Source organism: Streptococcus sp. Marseille-Q0941, from assembly GCF_943736975.1.
GTDB lineage: Bacteria > Bacillota > Bacilli > Lactobacillales > Streptococcaceae > Streptococcus.
Genome location: NZ_CALSFO010000008.1, coordinates 99,977 through 116,048, shown reverse-complemented (window position 1 = coordinate 116,048; position 16,072 = coordinate 99,977). Strand labels below are relative to the sequence as shown.

Annotated in this window: 29 protein-coding genes; all 29 read right to left on the bottom strand. The window is 39.9% G+C overall.

Features of this window, described 5'->3' with window-relative positions:
• Positions 1 to 4 precede the first annotated feature (4 nt).
• Positions 5 to 820 (bottom strand): YidC/Oxa1 family membrane protein insertase, encoded by an 816-nt coding sequence (locus NGI26_RS08795; RefSeq protein ID WP_251938792.1) that lies wholly within the window; start codon positions 818 to 820, stop codon positions 5 to 7.
• The gene (gene rnpA, locus NGI26_RS08790) at positions 795 to 1,166 is read right to left on the bottom strand and encodes a ribonuclease P protein component (protein WP_251938790.1); all 372 of its coding nucleotides are present in this window, start codon (positions 1,164 to 1,166) and stop codon (positions 795 to 797) included. Before rnpA ends, NGI26_RS08795 begins: the two co-directional genes overlap by 26 nt.
• Before the next feature lie 308 nt (positions 1,167 to 1,474).
• Entirely contained in the window at positions 1,475 to 2,812 is a 1,338-nt protein-coding gene (locus NGI26_RS08785; protein WP_251938788.1) for a PFL family protein, read from the bottom strand.
• Positions 2,813 to 2,821: 9 nt separating this feature from the next.
• Complete coding sequence (locus NGI26_RS08780; RefSeq protein WP_251938786.1) at positions 2,822 to 3,088, bottom strand: ACT domain-containing protein; 267 nt, start codon at positions 3,086 to 3,088, stop codon at positions 2,822 to 2,824.
• 262 nt (positions 3,089 to 3,350) lie between these two features.
• Positions 3,351 to 3,737, bottom strand: a complete 387-nt coding sequence (gene rplQ, locus NGI26_RS08775) for a 50S ribosomal protein L17 (RefSeq protein WP_004251124.1) — start codon at positions 3,735 to 3,737, stop codon at positions 3,351 to 3,353.
• 11 nt (positions 3,738 to 3,748) lie between these two features.
• A complete protein-coding gene (locus NGI26_RS08770; RefSeq protein WP_006153389.1) occupies positions 3,749 to 4,684 on the bottom strand; it encodes a DNA-directed RNA polymerase subunit alpha in 936 nt (311 codons plus the stop codon).
• Positions 4,685 to 4,727: 43 nt separating this feature from the next.
• A complete protein-coding gene (gene rpsK / locus NGI26_RS08765; protein ID WP_001118385.1) occupies positions 4,728 to 5,111 on the bottom strand; it encodes a 30S ribosomal protein S11 in 384 nt (127 codons plus the stop codon).
• Between the two features lie 17 nt (positions 5,112 to 5,128).
• On the bottom strand, positions 5,129 to 5,494 hold the full coding sequence (rpsM, locus tag NGI26_RS08760) for a 30S ribosomal protein S13 (RefSeq protein ID WP_004251117.1): 366 nt from the start codon (positions 5,492 to 5,494) through the stop codon (positions 5,129 to 5,131).
• Between the two features lie 17 nt (positions 5,495 to 5,511).
• Positions 5,512 to 5,628, bottom strand: a complete 117-nt coding sequence (gene rpmJ, locus NGI26_RS08755; RefSeq protein WP_001808836.1) for a 50S ribosomal protein L36 — start codon at positions 5,626 to 5,628, stop codon at positions 5,512 to 5,514.
• Positions 5,629 to 5,652: 24 nt separating this feature from the next.
• On the bottom strand, positions 5,653 to 5,871 hold the full coding sequence (gene infA / locus NGI26_RS08750; protein WP_001029883.1) for a translation initiation factor IF-1: 219 nt from the start codon (positions 5,869 to 5,871) through the stop codon (positions 5,653 to 5,655).
• A 117-nt stretch (positions 5,872 to 5,988) separates the two neighbouring features.
• Complete coding sequence (locus NGI26_RS08745) at positions 5,989 to 6,627, bottom strand: adenylate kinase (RefSeq protein ID WP_178895570.1); 639 nt, start codon at positions 6,625 to 6,627, stop codon at positions 5,989 to 5,991.
• A 155-nt stretch (positions 6,628 to 6,782) separates the two neighbouring features.
• A complete protein-coding gene (secY, locus tag NGI26_RS08740; protein WP_251938784.1) occupies positions 6,783 to 8,093 on the bottom strand; it encodes a preprotein translocase subunit SecY in 1,311 nt (436 codons plus the stop codon).
• A gap of 12 nt (positions 8,094 to 8,105) precedes the next feature.
• Positions 8,106 to 8,546, bottom strand: a complete 441-nt coding sequence (rplO, locus tag NGI26_RS08735) for a 50S ribosomal protein L15 (protein ID WP_195183501.1) — start codon at positions 8,544 to 8,546, stop codon at positions 8,106 to 8,108.
• A 145-nt stretch (positions 8,547 to 8,691) separates the two neighbouring features.
• Positions 8,692 to 8,874 (bottom strand): 50S ribosomal protein L30, encoded by a 183-nt coding sequence (gene rpmD, locus NGI26_RS08730; protein WP_000057241.1) that lies wholly within the window; start codon positions 8,872 to 8,874, stop codon positions 8,692 to 8,694.
• A 13-nt stretch (positions 8,875 to 8,887) separates the two neighbouring features.
• Positions 8,888 to 9,382, bottom strand: a complete 495-nt coding sequence (gene rpsE, locus NGI26_RS08725) for a 30S ribosomal protein S5 (RefSeq protein WP_004251100.1) — start codon at positions 9,380 to 9,382, stop codon at positions 8,888 to 8,890.
• Positions 9,383 to 9,399: 17 nt separating this feature from the next.
• Positions 9,400 to 9,756, bottom strand: a complete 357-nt coding sequence (gene rplR / locus NGI26_RS08720) for a 50S ribosomal protein L18 (RefSeq protein ID WP_004251098.1) — start codon at positions 9,754 to 9,756, stop codon at positions 9,400 to 9,402.
• An 83-nt stretch (positions 9,757 to 9,839) separates the two neighbouring features.
• A complete protein-coding gene (gene rplF / locus NGI26_RS08715; protein ID WP_251938782.1) occupies positions 9,840 to 10,376 on the bottom strand; it encodes a 50S ribosomal protein L6 in 537 nt (178 codons plus the stop codon).
• 302 nt (positions 10,377 to 10,678) lie between these two features.
• A complete protein-coding gene (gene rpsH / locus NGI26_RS08710) occupies positions 10,679 to 11,077 on the bottom strand; it encodes a 30S ribosomal protein S8 (RefSeq protein WP_004251095.1) in 399 nt (132 codons plus the stop codon).
• 282 nt (positions 11,078 to 11,359) lie between these two features.
• A complete protein-coding gene (locus NGI26_RS08705; protein ID WP_001085699.1) occupies positions 11,360 to 11,545 on the bottom strand; it encodes a type Z 30S ribosomal protein S14 in 186 nt (61 codons plus the stop codon).
• A gap of 17 nt (positions 11,546 to 11,562) precedes the next feature.
• The gene (gene rplE / locus NGI26_RS08700) at positions 11,563 to 12,105 is read right to left on the bottom strand and encodes a 50S ribosomal protein L5 (RefSeq protein WP_000013542.1); all 543 of its coding nucleotides are present in this window, start codon (positions 12,103 to 12,105) and stop codon (positions 11,563 to 11,565) included.
• Positions 12,106 to 12,128: 23 nt separating this feature from the next.
• A complete protein-coding gene (gene rplX / locus NGI26_RS08695) occupies positions 12,129 to 12,434 on the bottom strand; it encodes a 50S ribosomal protein L24 (protein WP_000497690.1) in 306 nt (101 codons plus the stop codon).
• Positions 12,435 to 12,506: 72 nt separating this feature from the next.
• Positions 12,507 to 12,875 (bottom strand): 50S ribosomal protein L14, encoded by a 369-nt coding sequence (gene rplN / locus NGI26_RS08690; RefSeq protein ID WP_000616547.1) that lies wholly within the window; start codon positions 12,873 to 12,875, stop codon positions 12,507 to 12,509.
• 25 nt (positions 12,876 to 12,900) lie between these two features.
• Positions 12,901 to 13,161 carry a 30S ribosomal protein S17 gene (rpsQ, locus tag NGI26_RS08685; RefSeq protein ID WP_000440801.1) on the bottom strand — a complete coding sequence of 87 codons (261 nt, stop codon included), beginning with the start codon at positions 13,159 to 13,161 and terminating at the stop codon, positions 12,901 to 12,903.
• Positions 13,162 to 13,185: 24 nt separating this feature from the next.
• Positions 13,186 to 13,392 carry a 50S ribosomal protein L29 gene (rpmC, locus tag NGI26_RS08680; RefSeq protein ID WP_251938780.1) on the bottom strand — a complete coding sequence of 69 codons (207 nt, stop codon included), beginning with the start codon at positions 13,390 to 13,392 and terminating at the stop codon, positions 13,186 to 13,188.
• 9 nt (positions 13,393 to 13,401) lie between these two features.
• On the bottom strand, positions 13,402 to 13,815 hold the full coding sequence (gene rplP / locus NGI26_RS08675) for a 50S ribosomal protein L16 (RefSeq protein WP_002928793.1): 414 nt from the start codon (positions 13,813 to 13,815) through the stop codon (positions 13,402 to 13,404).
• A gap of 3 nt (positions 13,816 to 13,818) precedes the next feature.
• Positions 13,819 to 14,472, bottom strand: a complete 654-nt coding sequence (rpsC, locus tag NGI26_RS08670; protein WP_007518997.1) for a 30S ribosomal protein S3 — start codon at positions 14,470 to 14,472, stop codon at positions 13,819 to 13,821.
• A 12-nt stretch (positions 14,473 to 14,484) separates the two neighbouring features.
• Complete coding sequence (gene rplV, locus NGI26_RS08665) at positions 14,485 to 14,829, bottom strand: 50S ribosomal protein L22 (protein WP_000818137.1); 345 nt, start codon at positions 14,827 to 14,829, stop codon at positions 14,485 to 14,487.
• An 11-nt stretch (positions 14,830 to 14,840) separates the two neighbouring features.
• Complete coding sequence (rpsS, locus tag NGI26_RS08660) at positions 14,841 to 15,122, bottom strand: 30S ribosomal protein S19 (RefSeq protein ID WP_000533766.1); 282 nt, start codon at positions 15,120 to 15,122, stop codon at positions 14,841 to 14,843.
• A 102-nt stretch (positions 15,123 to 15,224) separates the two neighbouring features.
• A complete protein-coding gene (rplB, locus tag NGI26_RS08655) occupies positions 15,225 to 16,058 on the bottom strand; it encodes a 50S ribosomal protein L2 (RefSeq protein ID WP_006144707.1) in 834 nt (277 codons plus the stop codon).
• Positions 16,059 to 16,072 lie beyond the last annotated feature (14 nt).

Genomic DNA, 16,072 nt, shown 5'->3' with positions numbered 1-16,072 from the left:
CTCCTTATTTTTTCTTTTTCTGTGCTTTCTTTAGAGCTTTTCTTTTCTTAACTTCTAAATCCTTCTTAGCTTGTACATCCGCTTCACGCTCTGCAATGATTTTGAAGGGATTGTTCAAAAGGTAGGTTTGCAATACTTGATAAGCATTTGAAACCGCCCAGTAAAGAGCGACACCACTTGGAGCAGATATTGCAAACAAGAAGATGATAACAGGCATCCCATACATCATACCTGTCATGGCACCGTTTTTCTCAGGCAAGGATTTGTTAGAAAGCCAACTACTGAGGAAGGTGAATAGGGCAGCTAGAATAGGTAATACAAAAGTTGTATCAGCTCCACCTAGATTGAACCACAAGAAATGGCCCGTCTTCAAAAAATCTACGTTTGATAAAGCTTGGAACAGAGCTAAAAGAATCGGCATCTGAATCAATAATGGCCAGAATGATGCAGATTGTTTAATACCTAATTCTTTAAATAGTTTACGCGTTTCCTGATCTAGCTTAGTACGACTTTCCATATCGCGACCTGGATAACGTTCGCGCAGTTCCTTTATGCGAGGTTGCGCTTCTTGCATTTTTCTAGATGCTACCATTTGTGTTTGAAAGACTGGTAGCAGGATTGTTCGAATCAAAACTGTGAAAAGAATAATCCCTAAACCAATACTGACATCAAATGACAAAAAACGAATGGTTTCAGCAAAAAAATAAACAAGTCTACTCCAAAAGTCTGCCGAATCCGCAGACACTTCACTAGTTGCACAAGCAGTCATTACCAACAAGGACAAACCTAATAAACTAGTCAATTGTAATTTCTTCTTCACTCTTATTTCCTTCCTGGTAAATCTTTGCTAATTTCAAAACATGAAGTAAATTTTTTTCAATTTCTGCATATTCTAGTACTTCAACGCCTTTTCGAGCAATGACAACAAAATCGACATTCTCAACAATTTGATGACTATTTTGAATAAGAACATGTCGAATTCTTCTCTTAATCTGGTTTCTTGTCACAGCATTTCCTAACTTCTTGCTGACTGACAAACCGACTCGAAAATGTTTCTCATTGTTTTCTAATCGATAAATAACAAATTTTCGATTAGCTACACTTGCTCCTTTTTTAAATATGGCGTCAAAATCTTTCTCTTTTTTTACACGAAAGCTTTTTCTCAAAAATCATACTCCATCTAATAAAACTACTACTATTATACCATAATTTTTCAAAAAGCCAATCATGGCAAGGTTTTAGGCTGTTTCGACTCCGAAAAAGTAGTCAATTAAAAAATAACTGACCAGAATCAAAGCTATTTTCCTATTTTTTTGAACATACAAAACAAAAGCCACTCTTACGAGTGGCTTTTGTAGGAGATTATTATGAAAAAGTTTAGGATTTCTATTAAATAAAGTTAGGAGGTCTTTATTTAATGATTAGAGTATACACACTTATCCTTAAATTGACCTTAAACCATTTCACTTTTTTATTAATTTTTAAAACTATGAATGGGAGCTGGAATTTGACCTCCACGAGCAATGAAGTCGACAGATGAAGCCTCATTGACTTTCATAACTGGGGCTGTTCCCAGCAGGCCACCAAATTCAATCATATCGCCTTCCTTCCCTTTAGGGATGATACGGACAGCTGTTGTTTTCATGTTAATGACACCAATTGCTGCCTCATCCGCGATCATAGCCGCAATGGTTTCGGCTGGTGTACCTTCAGGAATGGCAATCATATCCAAACCAACTGAACAGATAGCCGTCATGGCTTCTAGCTTTTCAAGATTGAGCGAACCATTTTGCACAGCAGCAATCATCCCCTCATCCTCAGAAACTGGGATGAAAGCACCTGATAGTCCTCCAACTTGATTGCAGGCCATCACTCCACCTTTTTTCACCTGATCATTTAAAAGAGCTAGAGCAGCAGTTGTTCCATGTGTTCCAACTGTTTCCAATCCCATTTCCTCGAGGACACGAGCCACTGAGTCACCAACTGCTGGAGTCGGCGCTAAACTTAAATCAACAATACCAAAATCAACACCTAGTCTTTCACTTGCCATCTGTCCAACTAATTGACCAATCCGAGTAATCTTGAAAGCTGTCTTCTTAACAGTCTCAGCTACTACATCAAAGCTTTGGCCACGAACTTTTTCTAAAGCACGTTTGACTACACCAGGGCCTGACACACCAACATTAATAATAACATCAGCTTCGCCAACACCATGAAAGGCTCCCGCCATAAAGGGATTGTCTTCAACCGCATTGGCAAAAACGACTAATTTAGCAGCACCCATATCCGAAAGACTAGCAGTTTCCTTAATGATTCGTCCCATATCGGCAACTGCGGTCATATTGATTCCTGACTTGGTTGAACCGATATTGACAGACGAGCACACTTTGTCTGTCTCAGCTAAAGCACGAGGAATCGAGTTGATGAGGATTTCATCACCTTTTTGATAGCCTTTCTGTACCAAAGCAGAAAAACCACCGATAAAGTCAACACCAATTTTTTTAGCAGCTCTATCTAGAGCTTTAGCTAATGGTACATAGTCCGTTGCATCTGTTGCAGCGCCAATTAAGGAAATTGGCGTTACCGATACACGTTTATTAACAATAGGAATACCTAACTCAGCGGCAATTTCATCACCGATAGCAACTAAATTTGCCGCCTTAGTCGTGATCTTTTCATATATTTTATCTGCAGCCTTATCAATATCTGAATCAATACAGTCAAGTAGAGAGATTCCCATGGTAATTGTTCTGATATCAAAATTCTGCTCCTCAATCATTGCGATTGTTTCGGTAACTTGTCTAATATCCATAAATACCTCCTAGATATTATACATAGCATCAAAAATTGCAGCACTCTGAATATTAATTTTAACATTCAAGGTCTGACCAAAGGATTCAAATTCTTTTCTTAAATAGGTAAAATCTTGTTTCTCATCACTGGATACTACAGCCATCATCGTAAAAAACTCGTCTAAAACAGTCTGTGAGATATCATCAATATTTAGTCCTAATTCAGCAATCTTAGTCGCAACACCAGCAACAATACCAGCCTTATCTTTACCAACAACAGTTATAATAGCTTTCATATCAGCCCTCCATATTTGAATTCATAGAAAAACAGTCTAGCTTCATTTTTCTTTTTTCTCAGTATAGCATATTTACACTAAAAAAACTAAAAAACGCCTGCTTACGAAATTGTTCTTAAAAGAAAAACAATTTCGTAAACAAGCGTCTACCCGATCACATTATGATGAGTGTTCCCGCTAGGACAAAAGTCCTAGCGGTAGACCAGAGCTAGACTAAGAGCACAAGGCTCCATCATCATAACACTCAACAAAATTGATGATTTTATACTAATTCGATGATAGCCATTGGCGCTGCATCACCACGACGTGGTTCAGTTTTAAGGATACGAGTGTATCCACCGTTACGGTCTGCGTAACGAGGTGCGATTTCTGAGAACAATTTTTGAAGTGCTGTAGTAGAAGTATACTTATCAGTTGCTTCATCATAGTTTTCAGATGCGATTTCATTACGTACGAAAGCAGCAGCTTGACGACGTGCATGCAAATCACCACGTTTACCTAGAGTAATCATTTTTTCAACAGTTTTACGGATTTCTTTAGCACGAGCTTCAGTTGTCACGATTGATTCGTTGATCAAAAGGTCAGTTGTCAAATCGCGAAGCATTGCTTTACGTTGTGAGCTAGTGCGTCCTAGTTTACGGTAAGCCATGTATTCCTCCTTTATTTATCTTTTAATCCAAGACCCAAATCAATGAGTTTGAGTTTCACTTCTTCCAAACTCTTGCGTCCAAGATTTCTTACTTTCATCATCTCAGCTTCAGATTTTTCTGTCAAGTCATGCACAGTATTGATACCAGCGCGTTTCAAACAGTTATATGAGCGTACAGACAAGTCAAGTTCCTCAATCGTACGTTCCAAAATACGGTCGTCCGATTCAGTATCAGCTTCTTTCATCACTTCTGCAGTTTTAGCAATCTCTGTAAGATTTGTAAACAAATCAAGATGTTCTGTCAAAATGCGTGCTGAAAGCCCTAAAGCATCTTCCGGAATAATAGTTCCATTTGTCAAGATTTCAAGGGTTAATTTGTCGAAACCATCATTGCTTCCTACACGAGCAGGTTCAACTTGATAGTTAACTTTTGTGACTGGTGTATAAATAGAATCTACAGCAAGTGTTCCAACTGGAGCATTATCTTTCTTATTTTCATCAGCAGGTACATATCCACGACCACTGTTTACAGTCATTGTTGCTTTGAATGAAGCACCTTCTCCGATTGTGAAAAGATAATGATCTGGATTTACGATTTCGATATCACTGTCAGTCAAAATGTCTCCAGCTGTAACTTCAGCAGGACCTTCAACATCAAGTTCAATAGTCTTTTCGTCTTTTACATAAGATTTAACTGCAATACCTTTAATGTTTAGAATGATTTGCATCACATCTTCACGGACACCAGGGATTGTATCAAACTCATGTAATACACCATCGATATCGATAGATGTAACAGCTGCTCCTGGAAGAGAAGCAAGAAGTACACGACGAAGAGAGTTACCAAGTGTTGTACCGTATCCACGTTCTAGTGGTTCGATGACAAACTTGCCATAATCTTTATTTTCATCAATTTTTGTTATATTTGGTTTTTCAAACTCGATCATTTAGTTACTCCCTCTTAAACGAAAAGCAGTGTAAAGGTAATGATTATACACGGCGACGTTTTGGAGGACGAGCACCATTGTGTGGCACTGGAGTCACATCACGAATTGCTGTTACTTCAAGACCAGCGGCAGCAAGAGCACGAATAGCTGACTCACGACCAGAACCTGGACCTTTTACAGTAACTTCAACTGATTTAAGACCGTGTTCTTGTGCAGATTTAGCAGCAGCTTCTGAAGCCATTTGAGCAGCAAATGGTGTAGATTTACGAGAACCTTTGAAACCAAGAGCACCAGCTGATGACCAAGCGATTGCATTACCATGCACATCAGTAATCATAACAATAGTGTTATTAAATGTAGCGTGAATATGAGCAATACCAGATTCGATATTCTTTTTCACACGACGTTTACGTGTTGGTTTAGCCAAGACTTTTACCTCCTATATTATTTTTTCTTACCAGCAATCGCAACAGCTTTACCTTTACGAGTGCGAGCGTTGTTTTTAGTGTTTTGTCCACGGACAGGAAGTCCACGACGGTGACGGATACCACGGTATGAACCGATTTCCATCAAACGTTTAATGTTCAAGTTCACTTCACGACGAAGGTCACCTTCAACTTTAATTGCATCCACTTCACGACGGATAGCATCTTCTTGATCTGATGTAAGGTCACGAACACGAATATCTTCTGAAACTCCAGCAGCTGCCAAAATCTTTTGAGATGTTGCAAGTCCGATACCATAGACATAAGTCAATGAGATAACTACGCGTTTGTCATTTGGAATATCAACTCCAGCAATACGAGCCATGTTTTCTCCTTTCTATCTTATCCTTGACGTTGTTTGTGTTTTGGATTTGCTGGGCAAATTACCATAACACGACCATTACGACGAATTACTTTACAGTATTCGCAAATTGGTTTGACCGATGGTCTTACTTTCATTTCTTATCCCTCCAAGTTTTTCGATTATTTAAAGCGGTAAGTGATACGTCCACGTGTCAAGTCATATGGACTCATTTCAACAGTAACACGATCTCCCGCTAAAATACGAATATAGTTTTTACGAATTTTACCAGAAACTGTTGCTAAAATCTGATGTCCATTTTCAAGTTCAACCGTAAACATTGCATTCGGCATCGTATCGACTACTTTGCCTTCAACTTCAATCACATCGTCTTTTGCCACGCAAAAGTACCTCCCTAAATTTCGATTTGATGCCTCTAGACACAGAGGCAACAATTATAAGTCAGACTAACTCAGTATAACATTTGTCAAGACATTTTGCAAGTCTGAAAAACGCTTTTATTTCAAATTTGTCAATACCTTTTCGATATCTTTAAAGACATCATTGATATCTTGGTTACCTTCGATATCATGTACTAGACCTTTAGCACGATAGTGGGCAATGATCGGTTCACCTTGGGCAATATTAACATCCAAACGACGTTTTACTGTTTCAGGTTTGTCATCTTCACGTTGATAGTAGTCTTCTTCTTTGTAGTCAACTGGTGGGTTGAAAACTTTATGGAAAGTTTCACCAGTTTCACGGTGAATGATACGACCACTCAAACGTTCAAGTAGGCAAGATGGATCTACTTCGATGTTAATAACACCTTCAAGTTCAATTCCAAGTTCAGCCAATGTTTTATCCAAGGCATGAGCTTGTTCAATCGTACGTGGGTAACCATCCAACAAGAAGCCAGTTTCCTTAATATCATCTTGTGAAAGACGCTCTTTAACAATTCCATTTGTAACTTCATCTGGAACCAATTCGCCTTTGTCGATATAAGACTTAGCCAACACACCCATTTCAGTTTGGTTAGCCATTGCTGCACGGAACATGTCACCTGTTGAGATATGTGCAACATGAAATTGTTCAACAATTTTCGCTGCTTGTGTTCCCTTACCTGCACCAGGTAAACCCATAATCAAAAGATTCATGATTCAAACTCCTTTTTTGTATTTAAATAGAAGCAAAAATTCAATTCAACTCCTATTTAAAAACAAAATAGAAGAGAGGAGATAAAAATCTGACAATGTCTTTGATTTTTACACTCCACTCTCTGAGCAATAGTGAATTTTATTTTCTATTACAATTATTCTGTTATATCTAAGAAACCAACATACTTACGTTTCAATAGATATCCTTCCAATTGTTTAATTCCTTCAATACCTGTCGAGATAATGATTAGCAAACTTGTTCCCCCAAAAGCAACAACTTCTGAAAGACCAAATAAATCTTTAGCTACAATAGGTAAAATAGAAATGACACCTAGGAAGAGAGACCCGACTGTTGCGAGACGACGAAGAAGTTTTGACATGTATTCCTCTGTCCCTTTACCAGGACGGACTCCATGGATGTAAGCTCCACTCTTTTGTAAATTTTCTGCTGCTTTCTCTGGATTGATCTGTACAAATGTATAGAAGAATGTAAAGAGAATAATCAACAGAGCATACAAAGCAACACCTGTCGGAGTTGAAGTAGACACCAACTCTTGAGCTGTTTTAACCCACTCCCAATTAAGACCAGACGCACTTACAAATTGTAAGATTGCAGCTGGTGCTGCTGTGATGGAGCTAGCAAAGATAACAGGAATAACCCCAGCAGGGTTAATTTTCAAAGGAAGATAGGAACTTGATGGTGCACCTTGAGCTACCTTTGTATACTGAATTGGAATCTTATATTTAGCTTGTTCAACGTAAGTTGTAAAGTAAACAATCAACAAAACAGCGATTACTAAGATAGCGACAAAGATGAGAGACGATGTCAATCGACTACTTGGTACATTGACAAAGTAGTCCACATAGATGCCCTTAACCATATCAGGAATTGAAGCAACAATCCCTGCAAAGATAATCATTGAAACACCATTCCCATAACCTTTATCTGTAATTTGCTCTCCTAACCAGGTTACAATCATACTACCTGCTGTCAGGATTGCCCCAATCACAAGAAAGACCTGTGGTGTGAGCGGAACAGTCAAAAGTTTAGCTCCAGACAGAGCATTAAAACCAGCAGTAATTCCAACTGATTGCACAAATGCAAGCACTAGTGCAATGTATCGAGTCGCTTGGTTTAACTTTCTACGACCAACTTCCCCTTGTTTACCCCATTCAACAAACTTCGGTAATAAATCCATTTGCAAGAGTTGGACGACGATTGAGGCTGTAATGTAAGGACTGACTCCAAGAGCAAAAACTGAAAAGTTTTTCATAGCATTCCCTGACACCAAGCTCAACATATTCAAGAAGGATAGACCACTCAAAGCGTTCAAGCTGTTTGCATTTACCCACGGTACAGTAATACTAGTACCAATACGAAATACAAACACGATAAAAATTGTAAATAAGATTTTTGATCTAACCTGCTTAACTTTGAGTGCTTCTCTCAATAATTTAAAAAACATAGGTCACCTCACTTAGATGACTTCAACTGAACCACCTTTAGCAGTGATAGCTTCTTCAGCTGATTTAGAGAATTTAGCAGCTTTAACAGTCAACTTCTTAGTCAACTCTCCGTTACCAAGAATCTTGATACCTGATTTTTCAGCTTTAACAATTCCTGCTTCGATAAGAACAACTGGAGTTACTTCTGCACCGTCTTCAAAGATGTTCAATTGGTCAAGATTAACAATTGCATATTCTTTAGCGTTGATGTTAGTAAATCCACGTTTTGGAAGACGACGGAACAATGGAGTTTGTCCACCTTCAAAACCAAGGCGTACTCCGCCACCGCTACGAGCTTTTTGACCTTTTTGACCGCGACCAGATGTTTTACCGTTACCTGATGAAGTACCACGACCAACACGGTTGCGAGTTTTACGAGAACCTTCTGCAGGTTTCAATTCATGAAGTTTCATTATATATTTTCTCCTCTTTTGTAAAATGCTAGCGCCGATAAGAGAGAAAAGGTTGTCTCCCCTATCAACTCGCCTATACTGAGTCATCTTAGATGACTATATCTAGTTTTAGGGGATGGTCTACTGCACATCCCCTAAAATTTTATTAGTTTACTTCTTCAACTGTTACCAAGTGAGATACTGCAGTGATCATACCACGGATAGCAGCGTTATCTTCTTTAATAACAGAGCTGTTCAATTTGCCAAGTCCAAGTGCTACAACAGTTTTACGTTGTGATGGAATGCGTCCGATTGGAGACTTAGTCAAAGTAATTTTAATTTGAGCCATTTTATCCCCTTTCTTATGCCAAATCAGAAACTGAAATACCACGAAGGGCAGCAACTTCTTCAGCGCGTTTCAATTGTTTCAAACCTTCAACAGTTGCACGAACAATGTTGATTGGAGTGTTAGAACCAAGTGATTTAGATGTAATATCTGCCACACCTGCCAATTCCACAACGGCACGAACTGCACCACCAGCGGCAACTCCAGAACCTTCTACAGCAGGTTTCAACAATACTTTAGCTCCACCGAATTCTGAAAGAACTTCATGTGGGATTGTTGTTCCTACCATAGGAACTTCGATCAAGTTTTTCTTAGCATCTTCTACTGCTTTGCGGATTGCTTCTGGAACTTCTTGAGCTTTACCAGTACCAAATCCTACACGACCATTGCGGTCACCAACAACTACAAGAGCTGCGAAACGAAGACGACGTCCACCTTTAACAACTTTTGTAACACGGTTAACAGCAACTACGCGTTCTTCAAGTTCTACTGCATTGTCTTTAAATGCCATTTTCTAGTGTCCTCCTATTAGAATTTCAATCCGTTTTCACGAGCTGCATCAGCCAAAGCTTTCACACGTCCGTGATATAGATATCCACCGCGGTCGAACACCACTTCTGAAATACCTTTAGCACTTGCACGTTCTGCAACGAGTTTACCGACAGCAACGGCTTGTTCAGTTTTAGTTCCTTTTGAAACTTCTTTGTCAAGAGTTGAAGCACTTGCGAGCGTTACACCCGCTACGTCATCAATCACTTGAGCGTAGATGCCTGTATTAGAACGGAATACGTTCAAACGTGGGCGATCAGCAGTTCCAGAGAGTTTTCCGCGGACGCGACGGTGGCGTTTTTGGCGGAGTTTGTTTTTATCTGGTTTAGAAATCACAGTTTTCACCTCTTTAATTTTAAATCGTGTGCTATGCACAAAGTTGGAAATGAAGTTGGTGGTTGACATTCAACCACTCAACATTATTTACCAGTTTTACCTTCTTTAAGACGAACATATTCGCCAACGTAACGGATACCTTTACCTTTATATGGTTCTGGTGAACGAAGGCTACGTACGTAAGCTGCTGTTTGACCAACTACTTCTTTTGAAATTCCGCTAACAATGATTGTTGTTGGGTTTGGAAGTTCAAAAGTAATTCCTTCTGGAGCTTCAACTTCGTCTGGATGTGATTTACCAACAGCCAAGACAAGTTTGTTTCCTTGAAGTTGTGCACGGTAACCAACCCCACGCATTTCAAGCTCTTTCTTGAATCCTTCTGATACGCCAACAACCATGTTGTTCAAAAGGGCACGAGTAGTTCCGTGGATTGTTTTCATTTCTTTTGAATCGTTTGGACGGTGAAGAGTTACTTCAGTACCTTCCACACGAATTTCAATATCTTTTGAGAACTCACGAGTAAGTTCTCCTTTAGGTCCTTTTACAGTTACAACGTTGTCATTGTTAGTGAGTTCAACACCAGCAGGCAACACGATAACTTTATTACCAATACGTGACATATTTTTATTCTCCTGTTAAATTGTCAGGCCTTTGAAGGCCAGTTTTCACGGGGGTTAAGATACTTATTTAGTTCACGAGCTGAACTGAACACGCTCTAAGAACTGTGCAAAATAGATAAGTTGGCTTGTTTGTAAGCAAACTGCTCCAACTTCCTAATTTTGCTTTGTTCTTTACGAGCTTTGTATCTTGATTTGAGTTCGAGCTAAGAATTTGGTGAAAAAGATAAGTTTGTCTTGGAGCATCGCTCCTGCTACAAACTTCCTATTTTCACTGCATTCTTTTAACGCTCTCACATCATCAATTACCAAACGTAAGCAATAACTTCTCCACCAACATTCTTTTGGCGAGCTTCTTTATCAGTAAGCAAACCTTCAGAAGTTGAAAGGATAGCAATTCCAAGTCCGTTAAGAACTTTTGGAAGATCTTCACGTTTTTTGTAGACACGAAGTCCTGGTTTAGAAACGCGTTTCAAGTTAGTGATAACTCGTTCACCGTTTGCTCCGTATTTAAGGAATACGCGGATGATGCCTTGTTTGTCATCTTCGATGATTTCTACGTTTTTAACAAAACCTTCGCGTTTAAGGATTTCAGCAATCCCTTTTTTGATGTTTGATGCAGGTACTTCAAGTACTTCGTGTTTTGCTTGGTTAGCGTTACGAATACGAGTTAGGAAGTCTGCGATTGGGTCAGTCATAACCATTTTATTTTCTCCTCTTACTAGTAGTTTGCAAGTCGCACTTGCTAGTTAATACGTGATACAAAGAGCGTAACAGAATGAGCAAAAATAGGCAATTTGATACAGGGCGATGCTCCAAAGCAAATTGGTCTTTTTTGCTAACGCTGTAGCTCGTGTTCAAATTGGCAAACCCAACTGAACCCGGGCTAAACTCCGTGTGAAAAAGATAAACTTTCCTAGAAACTTCAGTTTCTTTGTCAAGTTTCCTATTTTCACTTGGAGTTTTGACGCCCTTGATATCTTAAATTACCAAGATGCTTTTGTTACACCAGGAATTTGACCTTTATATGCCAATTCACGGAAGCAAACACGGCAAAGTTTAAACTTGCGGTAAACTGAGTGTGGACGTCCACAACGTTCACAGCGAGTGTATGCTTGAGTAGAGAACTTCGCTGGGCGTTTGTTCTTAGCAATCATAGATTTTTTAGCCATTAGTTATACCTCCTATATTATTTTGCAAAAGGCATTCCAAGGCCTGTAAGCAATGCACGTGACTCTTCGTCAGTGTTAGCAGTAGTTACGATAACGATGTCAAGACCACGAGTTTTGTCAACGTCATCAAAGTTGATTTCTGGGAAGATCAATTGCTCTTTCACACCAAGTGTGTAGTTTCCGCGTCCATCAAATGATTTTGTTGGAACACCGTGGAAGTCACGAACACGTGGAAGTGATACTGAAACCAATTTATCCAAGAATTCATACATACGTTCACCACGAAGGGTAACTTTTGCACCGATCGCAACACCTTCACGAAGACGGAAGCCGGCGATAGATTTTTTAGCTTTAGTGATAAGTGGTTTTTGACCTGAGATAAGTGCCAATTCTTCAGCAGCTTTTTCAAGGCTTTTAGCGTTTGATACAGCTTCACCAACACCCATGTTCAAAACGATCTTATCCACTTTAGGAACAGCCATCACTGATGAGTAGTTAAATTGTTCTGTCAAAGCAGGAACTACTTCATTAAGATATTTTTCTTTTAAACGATTTGCCATTATACTTCTCCTTTCCTTCGTGATTAATCAAGCACTTCGCCTGATTTTTTGTTGTAGCGAACTTTTTTACCGTCTACAAATTTGTAACCAACACGACCAGCTACACCATTTTTGTCCAAAACTTGAACATTTGATACGTGGATAGCTGCTTCTTTCTCGATGATACCACCTTGAGGAAGATCGTTAGTTGGACGTTGGTGTTTCTTAACGATGTTAACACCTTCAACGATAACTTTGTTTACTTTTGGAAGGGCAGTAAGGACAACAGCTTCTGTTCCCTTATCTTTACCAGCGATTACGCGAACTTTGTCGCCTTTTTTTACAAACATTTTTTTCTCCTTTTATTCTTACGCCCAATGGGCACCCTGGCTAGGCCAGGGGACTGTGTTTGTTTTTATTGATTAAAGTACTTCTGGAGCAAGTGACACGATCTTCATGAAGCCACCTTCACGCAATTCACGTGCAACTGGGCCAAAGATACGTGTTCCGCGAGGAGTTTTGTCGTCACGGATGATAACTGCTGCGTTTTCGTCAAATTTGATGTATGAACCATCAGCACGACGAGCACCTGATTTAGTACGAACGATAACTGCTTTAACAACGTCACCTTTTTTAACCGCACCACCAGGAGTAGCTTGTTTTACAGATGCCACAATAACATCACCGATGTTTGCAAATTTACGTTTTGAACCACCAAGAACTTTGATAGTCAAGATTTCGCGAGCACCGCTGTTGTCTGCGACTTTCAAACGAGTTTCTGTTTGAATCATTTCAGTTTTCTCCTTTCAGGTTTGATTAGATGATGACCGCTTCTTCAACAACTTCTACAAGACGGAAGCGTTTTGTAGCTGAAAGCGGGCGAGTTTCCATGATACGTACGATATCGCCTTCTTTGGCAACATTGTTTTCATCATGTGCTTTGTATTTTTTAGAGTAGTTAATACGTTTACCATAGACTGGGTGGTTACGTTTTGTTTCAACTACAACTGTGATTGTCTTGTCCATTTTGTCAGATACAACACGTCCAACAAGAACTTTACGATTATTGCGTTCCATTGAAATTTCTCCTTCCCTAGTCTATTATTTCACTTCAGATTGAACTGTTTTGATACGAGCGATTTGTTTTTTAACTTCTTTCAAGCGAGCTGTTTGTTCTAATTGACCAGTAGCAGCTTGGAAACGAAGTTCAAACAATTCTTTTTTCAATTCGTTTTCGCTCTTCGCGAGTTCTTCTTGAGAAAGACCACGAAGTTCTTTAACAAATTCTTTTACTTCATTAAGTTTCATGCCTTCTCCTTATTCTGCTTCACGTTTTACGAATTTACATTTAACTGGCAATTTGTGGCTTGCAAGACGAAGCGCTTCACGAGCGACTTCTTCAGATACACCAGCAACTTCAAACATTACTTTACCACGTTTAACTGGTGCTACCCAACCTTCAGGTGCCCCTTTACCAGATCCCATACGAACCCCGATAGCTTTAGCTGTGTATGATTTGTGTGGGAAGATTTTAATCCAAACTTTACCACCACGTTTCATGTAACGAGTCATGGCGATACGAGCAGCCTCGATTTGGCGGTTAGTGATCCAGTGGCTAGTTGTAGCTTGAAGACCGTATTCACCGAATGCTACTTCTTTCCCACCTTTAGCTTCACCGCGCATTTTACCACGGAATTCACGACGGTGTTTAACACGTTTAGGTACTAACATTGGTTATTTACCTCCTTTAGTGTTTTTACGAGCTGGAAGAACTTCACCACGGTAGATCCATACTTTAACACCAAGTTTACCGTATGTAGTATCTGCTTCTTCCCAAGCGTAATCGATATCCGCACGAAGTGTGTGAAGTGGAACAGTTCCTTCAGAGTATCCTTCAGCACGGGCGATATCTGCACCGTTCAAACGACCTGATACTTGAGTTTTGATTCCTTTAGCTCCCGCACGCATTGCACGTTGGATTGCTTGTTTTTGTGCACGACGGAAAGCAACACGTTGCTCCAATTGACGAGCAATTCCTTCACCAACAAGGTGAGCATCCAAATCAGGTTGTTTGATTTCGATGATGTTGATGTGTACTTGTTTTCCAGTCAATTTGTTAAGTTTAGTACGTAGTGCATCAACGTTAGCACCACCTTTACCGATAACCATACCTGGTTTAGCAGTGTGAAGTGAAACGTTAACTTTGTTTACTGCACGTTCAATTTCAATAGTTGAAACTGCTGCGTCAGCAAGTTCTTTTTGAACGAATTTACGGATTGCAAGATCTTCATGAAGGTAATCCGCGTATTCTTTTTCAGCATACCATTTGGCATCCCAATCACGGATGATGCCGACACGCATACCAATTGGATGTACTTTTTGACCCACGATTTTACCTCCTTATTTTTCTGCAACAGCTACAGTGATGTGAGCTGTACGTTTGTTGATTGGTGAAGCTGAACCCTTCGCACGTGGACGGAAACGTTTCATAGTTGGTCCTTCATTTGCGAATGCTTCAGATACTACCAAGTTAGCTTTATCCAAACCAAAGTTGTTTTCAGCGTTAGCTACAGCTGAGTTCAAAACTTTCAAGATGATTTCAGCAGCTTTGTTTGGAGTGAATGTCAAAATTGCGATTGCATCGGCTACGCTTTTACCACGGATGTTGTCAAGAACAAGACGTGATTTACGAGGTGAAACACGTACTGTGCGAGCCATTGCTTTAGCTGAAGTAATTTCTGCCATTTATGTTCTCCTTATTTTCTACGTGTTTTCTTGTCGTCTGCGGCGTGACCTTTGTAAGTACGAGTTGGTGCAAATTCACCAAGCTTGTGACCTACCATGTCTTCTTGGATGTAAACAGGTACGTGTTTACGTCCATCGTATACTGCAATTGTGTAACCAATGAAACTTGGGAAGATCGTTGAACGACGTGACCAAGTTTTGATAACTTTTTTCTTTTCGTCGTTAGCTTGAGCTTCAACTTTTTTCATCAAATGCTCATCGACGAAAGGTCCTTTTTTAAGACTGCGTCCCATTTTAATATTTTCTCCTTTAAATATAGTACCACAGCGGCTTGCGCTCTCAACGAGCGCTACCGAGCTGGCGGATTACCTAGCGCTTATGCAACTAGTTTTAAATTATTTCTCGTTGCGACGACGAACGATAAGTTTGTCAGATTTCGCTTTCTTGTTACGAGTTTTAAGACCAAGAGCAGGTTTGCCCCATGGAGTAGATGGCGCTTTACGACCAACTGGTGCTTTACCTTCACCACCACCGTGTGGGTGATCGTTAGGGTTCATTACAGAACCACGAACTGTTGGGCGGATACCTTTCCAACGGCTACGTCCTGCTTTACCAAGGTTTACAAGTCCATGTTGTTCGTTTCCGACAACACCAACTGTTGCACGACAAGTTCCAAGAATCATACGAACTTCGCCAGATTGAAGACGAACAAGAACATATTTACCTTCTTGACCCAATACTTGAGCAGAAGCTCCAGCTGCACGGACCAATTCTCCACCACGACCTGGTTTCAACTCGATGTTGTGGATCAAAGTACCAACTGGGATGTTAGCAAGTGGAAGTGCGTTTCCGACTTTGATATCTGCTTCTGGACCTGAAACGATACGTTGACCAACTTCAAGACCTTTTGGAGCGATGATGTATGCTTTCACACCGTCAGTGTAGTGTACAAGAGCGATGTTTGCAGAACGGTTTGGATCGTACTCGATTGTTTTAACAACTGCTTCAACGTTGTCTTTGTTACGTTTGAAGTCAACCAAACGGTAGAAACGTTTGTGTCCACCACCTTGGTGACGAACAGTGATACGACCGTTGTTGTTACGACCAGCCTTGTTCTTCAAAGCAACAAGCAAAGTTTTTTCTGGTGTGCTTGTTGTGATTTCAGCGAAATCCAAAGAAGTCATATTACGGCGACCGTTTGTTGTTGGTTTATAAACACGAATTCCCACGATATTTCCTCCTT

Coding starts and splice junctions, on each gene's coding strand:
- NGI26_RS08785 (WP_251938788.1), bottom strand. CDS start 2,812: ATGGATATTAGACAAGTTACCGAAACAATCGCAATGATTGAGGAGCAG.
- NGI26_RS08780 (WP_251938786.1), bottom strand. CDS start 3,088: ATGAAAGCTATTATAACTGTTGTTGGTAAAGATAAGGCTGGTATTGTT.
- rplQ (WP_004251124.1), bottom strand. CDS start 3,737: ATGGCTTACCGTAAACTAGGACGCACTAGCTCACAACGTAAAGCAATG.
- NGI26_RS08770 (WP_006153389.1), bottom strand. CDS start 4,684: ATGATCGAGTTTGAAAAACCAAATATAACAAAAATTGATGAAAATAAA.
- rpsM (WP_004251117.1), bottom strand. CDS start 5,494: ATGGCTCGTATTGCTGGAGTTGATATTCCAAATGACAAACGCGTAGTT.
- rpmJ (WP_001808836.1), bottom strand. CDS start 5,628: ATGAAAGTAAGACCATCGGTCAAACCAATTTGCGAATACTGTAAAGTA.
- NGI26_RS08745 (WP_178895570.1), bottom strand. CDS start 6,627: ATGAATCTTTTGATTATGGGTTTACCTGGTGCAGGTAAGGGAACACAA.
- secY (WP_251938784.1), bottom strand. CDS start 8,093: ATGTTTTTTAAATTATTGAGAGAAGCACTCAAAGTTAAGCAGGTTAGA.
- rplO (WP_195183501.1), bottom strand. CDS start 8,546: ATGAAACTTCATGAATTGAAACCTGCAGAAGGTTCTCGTAAAACTCGC.
- rpmD (WP_000057241.1), bottom strand. CDS start 8,874: ATGGCTCAAATTAAAATTACTTTGACTAAGTCTCCAATCGGACGCATT.
- rpsE (WP_004251100.1), bottom strand. CDS start 9,382: ATGGCATTTAAAGACAATGCAGTAGAACTTGAAGAACGCGTAGTTGCT.
- rplF (WP_251938782.1), bottom strand. CDS start 10,376: ATGTCACGTATTGGTAATAAAGTTATCGTGTTGCCTGCTGGTGTTGAA.
- rpsH (WP_004251095.1), bottom strand. CDS start 11,077: ATGGTTATGACTGACCCAATCGCAGACTTCCTAACTCGTATTCGTAAC.
- NGI26_RS08705 (WP_001085699.1), bottom strand. CDS start 11,545: ATGGCTAAAAAATCTATGATTGCTAAGAACAAACGCCCAGCGAAGTTC.
- rplE (WP_000013542.1), bottom strand. CDS start 12,105: ATGGCAAATCGTTTAAAAGAAAAATATCTTAATGAAGTAGTTCCTGCT.
- rplX (WP_000497690.1), bottom strand. CDS start 12,434: ATGTTTGTAAAAAAAGGCGACAAAGTTCGCGTAATCGCTGGTAAAGAT.
- rplN (WP_000616547.1), bottom strand. CDS start 12,875: ATGATTCAAACAGAAACTCGTTTGAAAGTCGCAGACAACAGCGGTGCT.
- rpsQ (WP_000440801.1), bottom strand. CDS start 13,161: ATGGAACGCAATAATCGTAAAGTTCTTGTTGGACGTGTTGTATCTGAC.
- rpmC (WP_251938780.1), bottom strand. CDS start 13,392: ATGAAACTTAATGAAGTAAAAGAATTTGTTAAAGAACTTCGTGGTCTT.
- rplP (WP_002928793.1), bottom strand. CDS start 13,815: ATGTTAGTACCTAAACGTGTTAAACACCGTCGTGAATTCCGTGGTAAA.
- rplV (WP_000818137.1), bottom strand. CDS start 14,829: ATGGCAGAAATTACTTCAGCTAAAGCAATGGCTCGCACAGTACGTGTT.
- rpsS (WP_000533766.1), bottom strand. CDS start 15,122: ATGGGACGCAGTCTTAAAAAAGGACCTTTCGTCGATGAGCATTTGATG.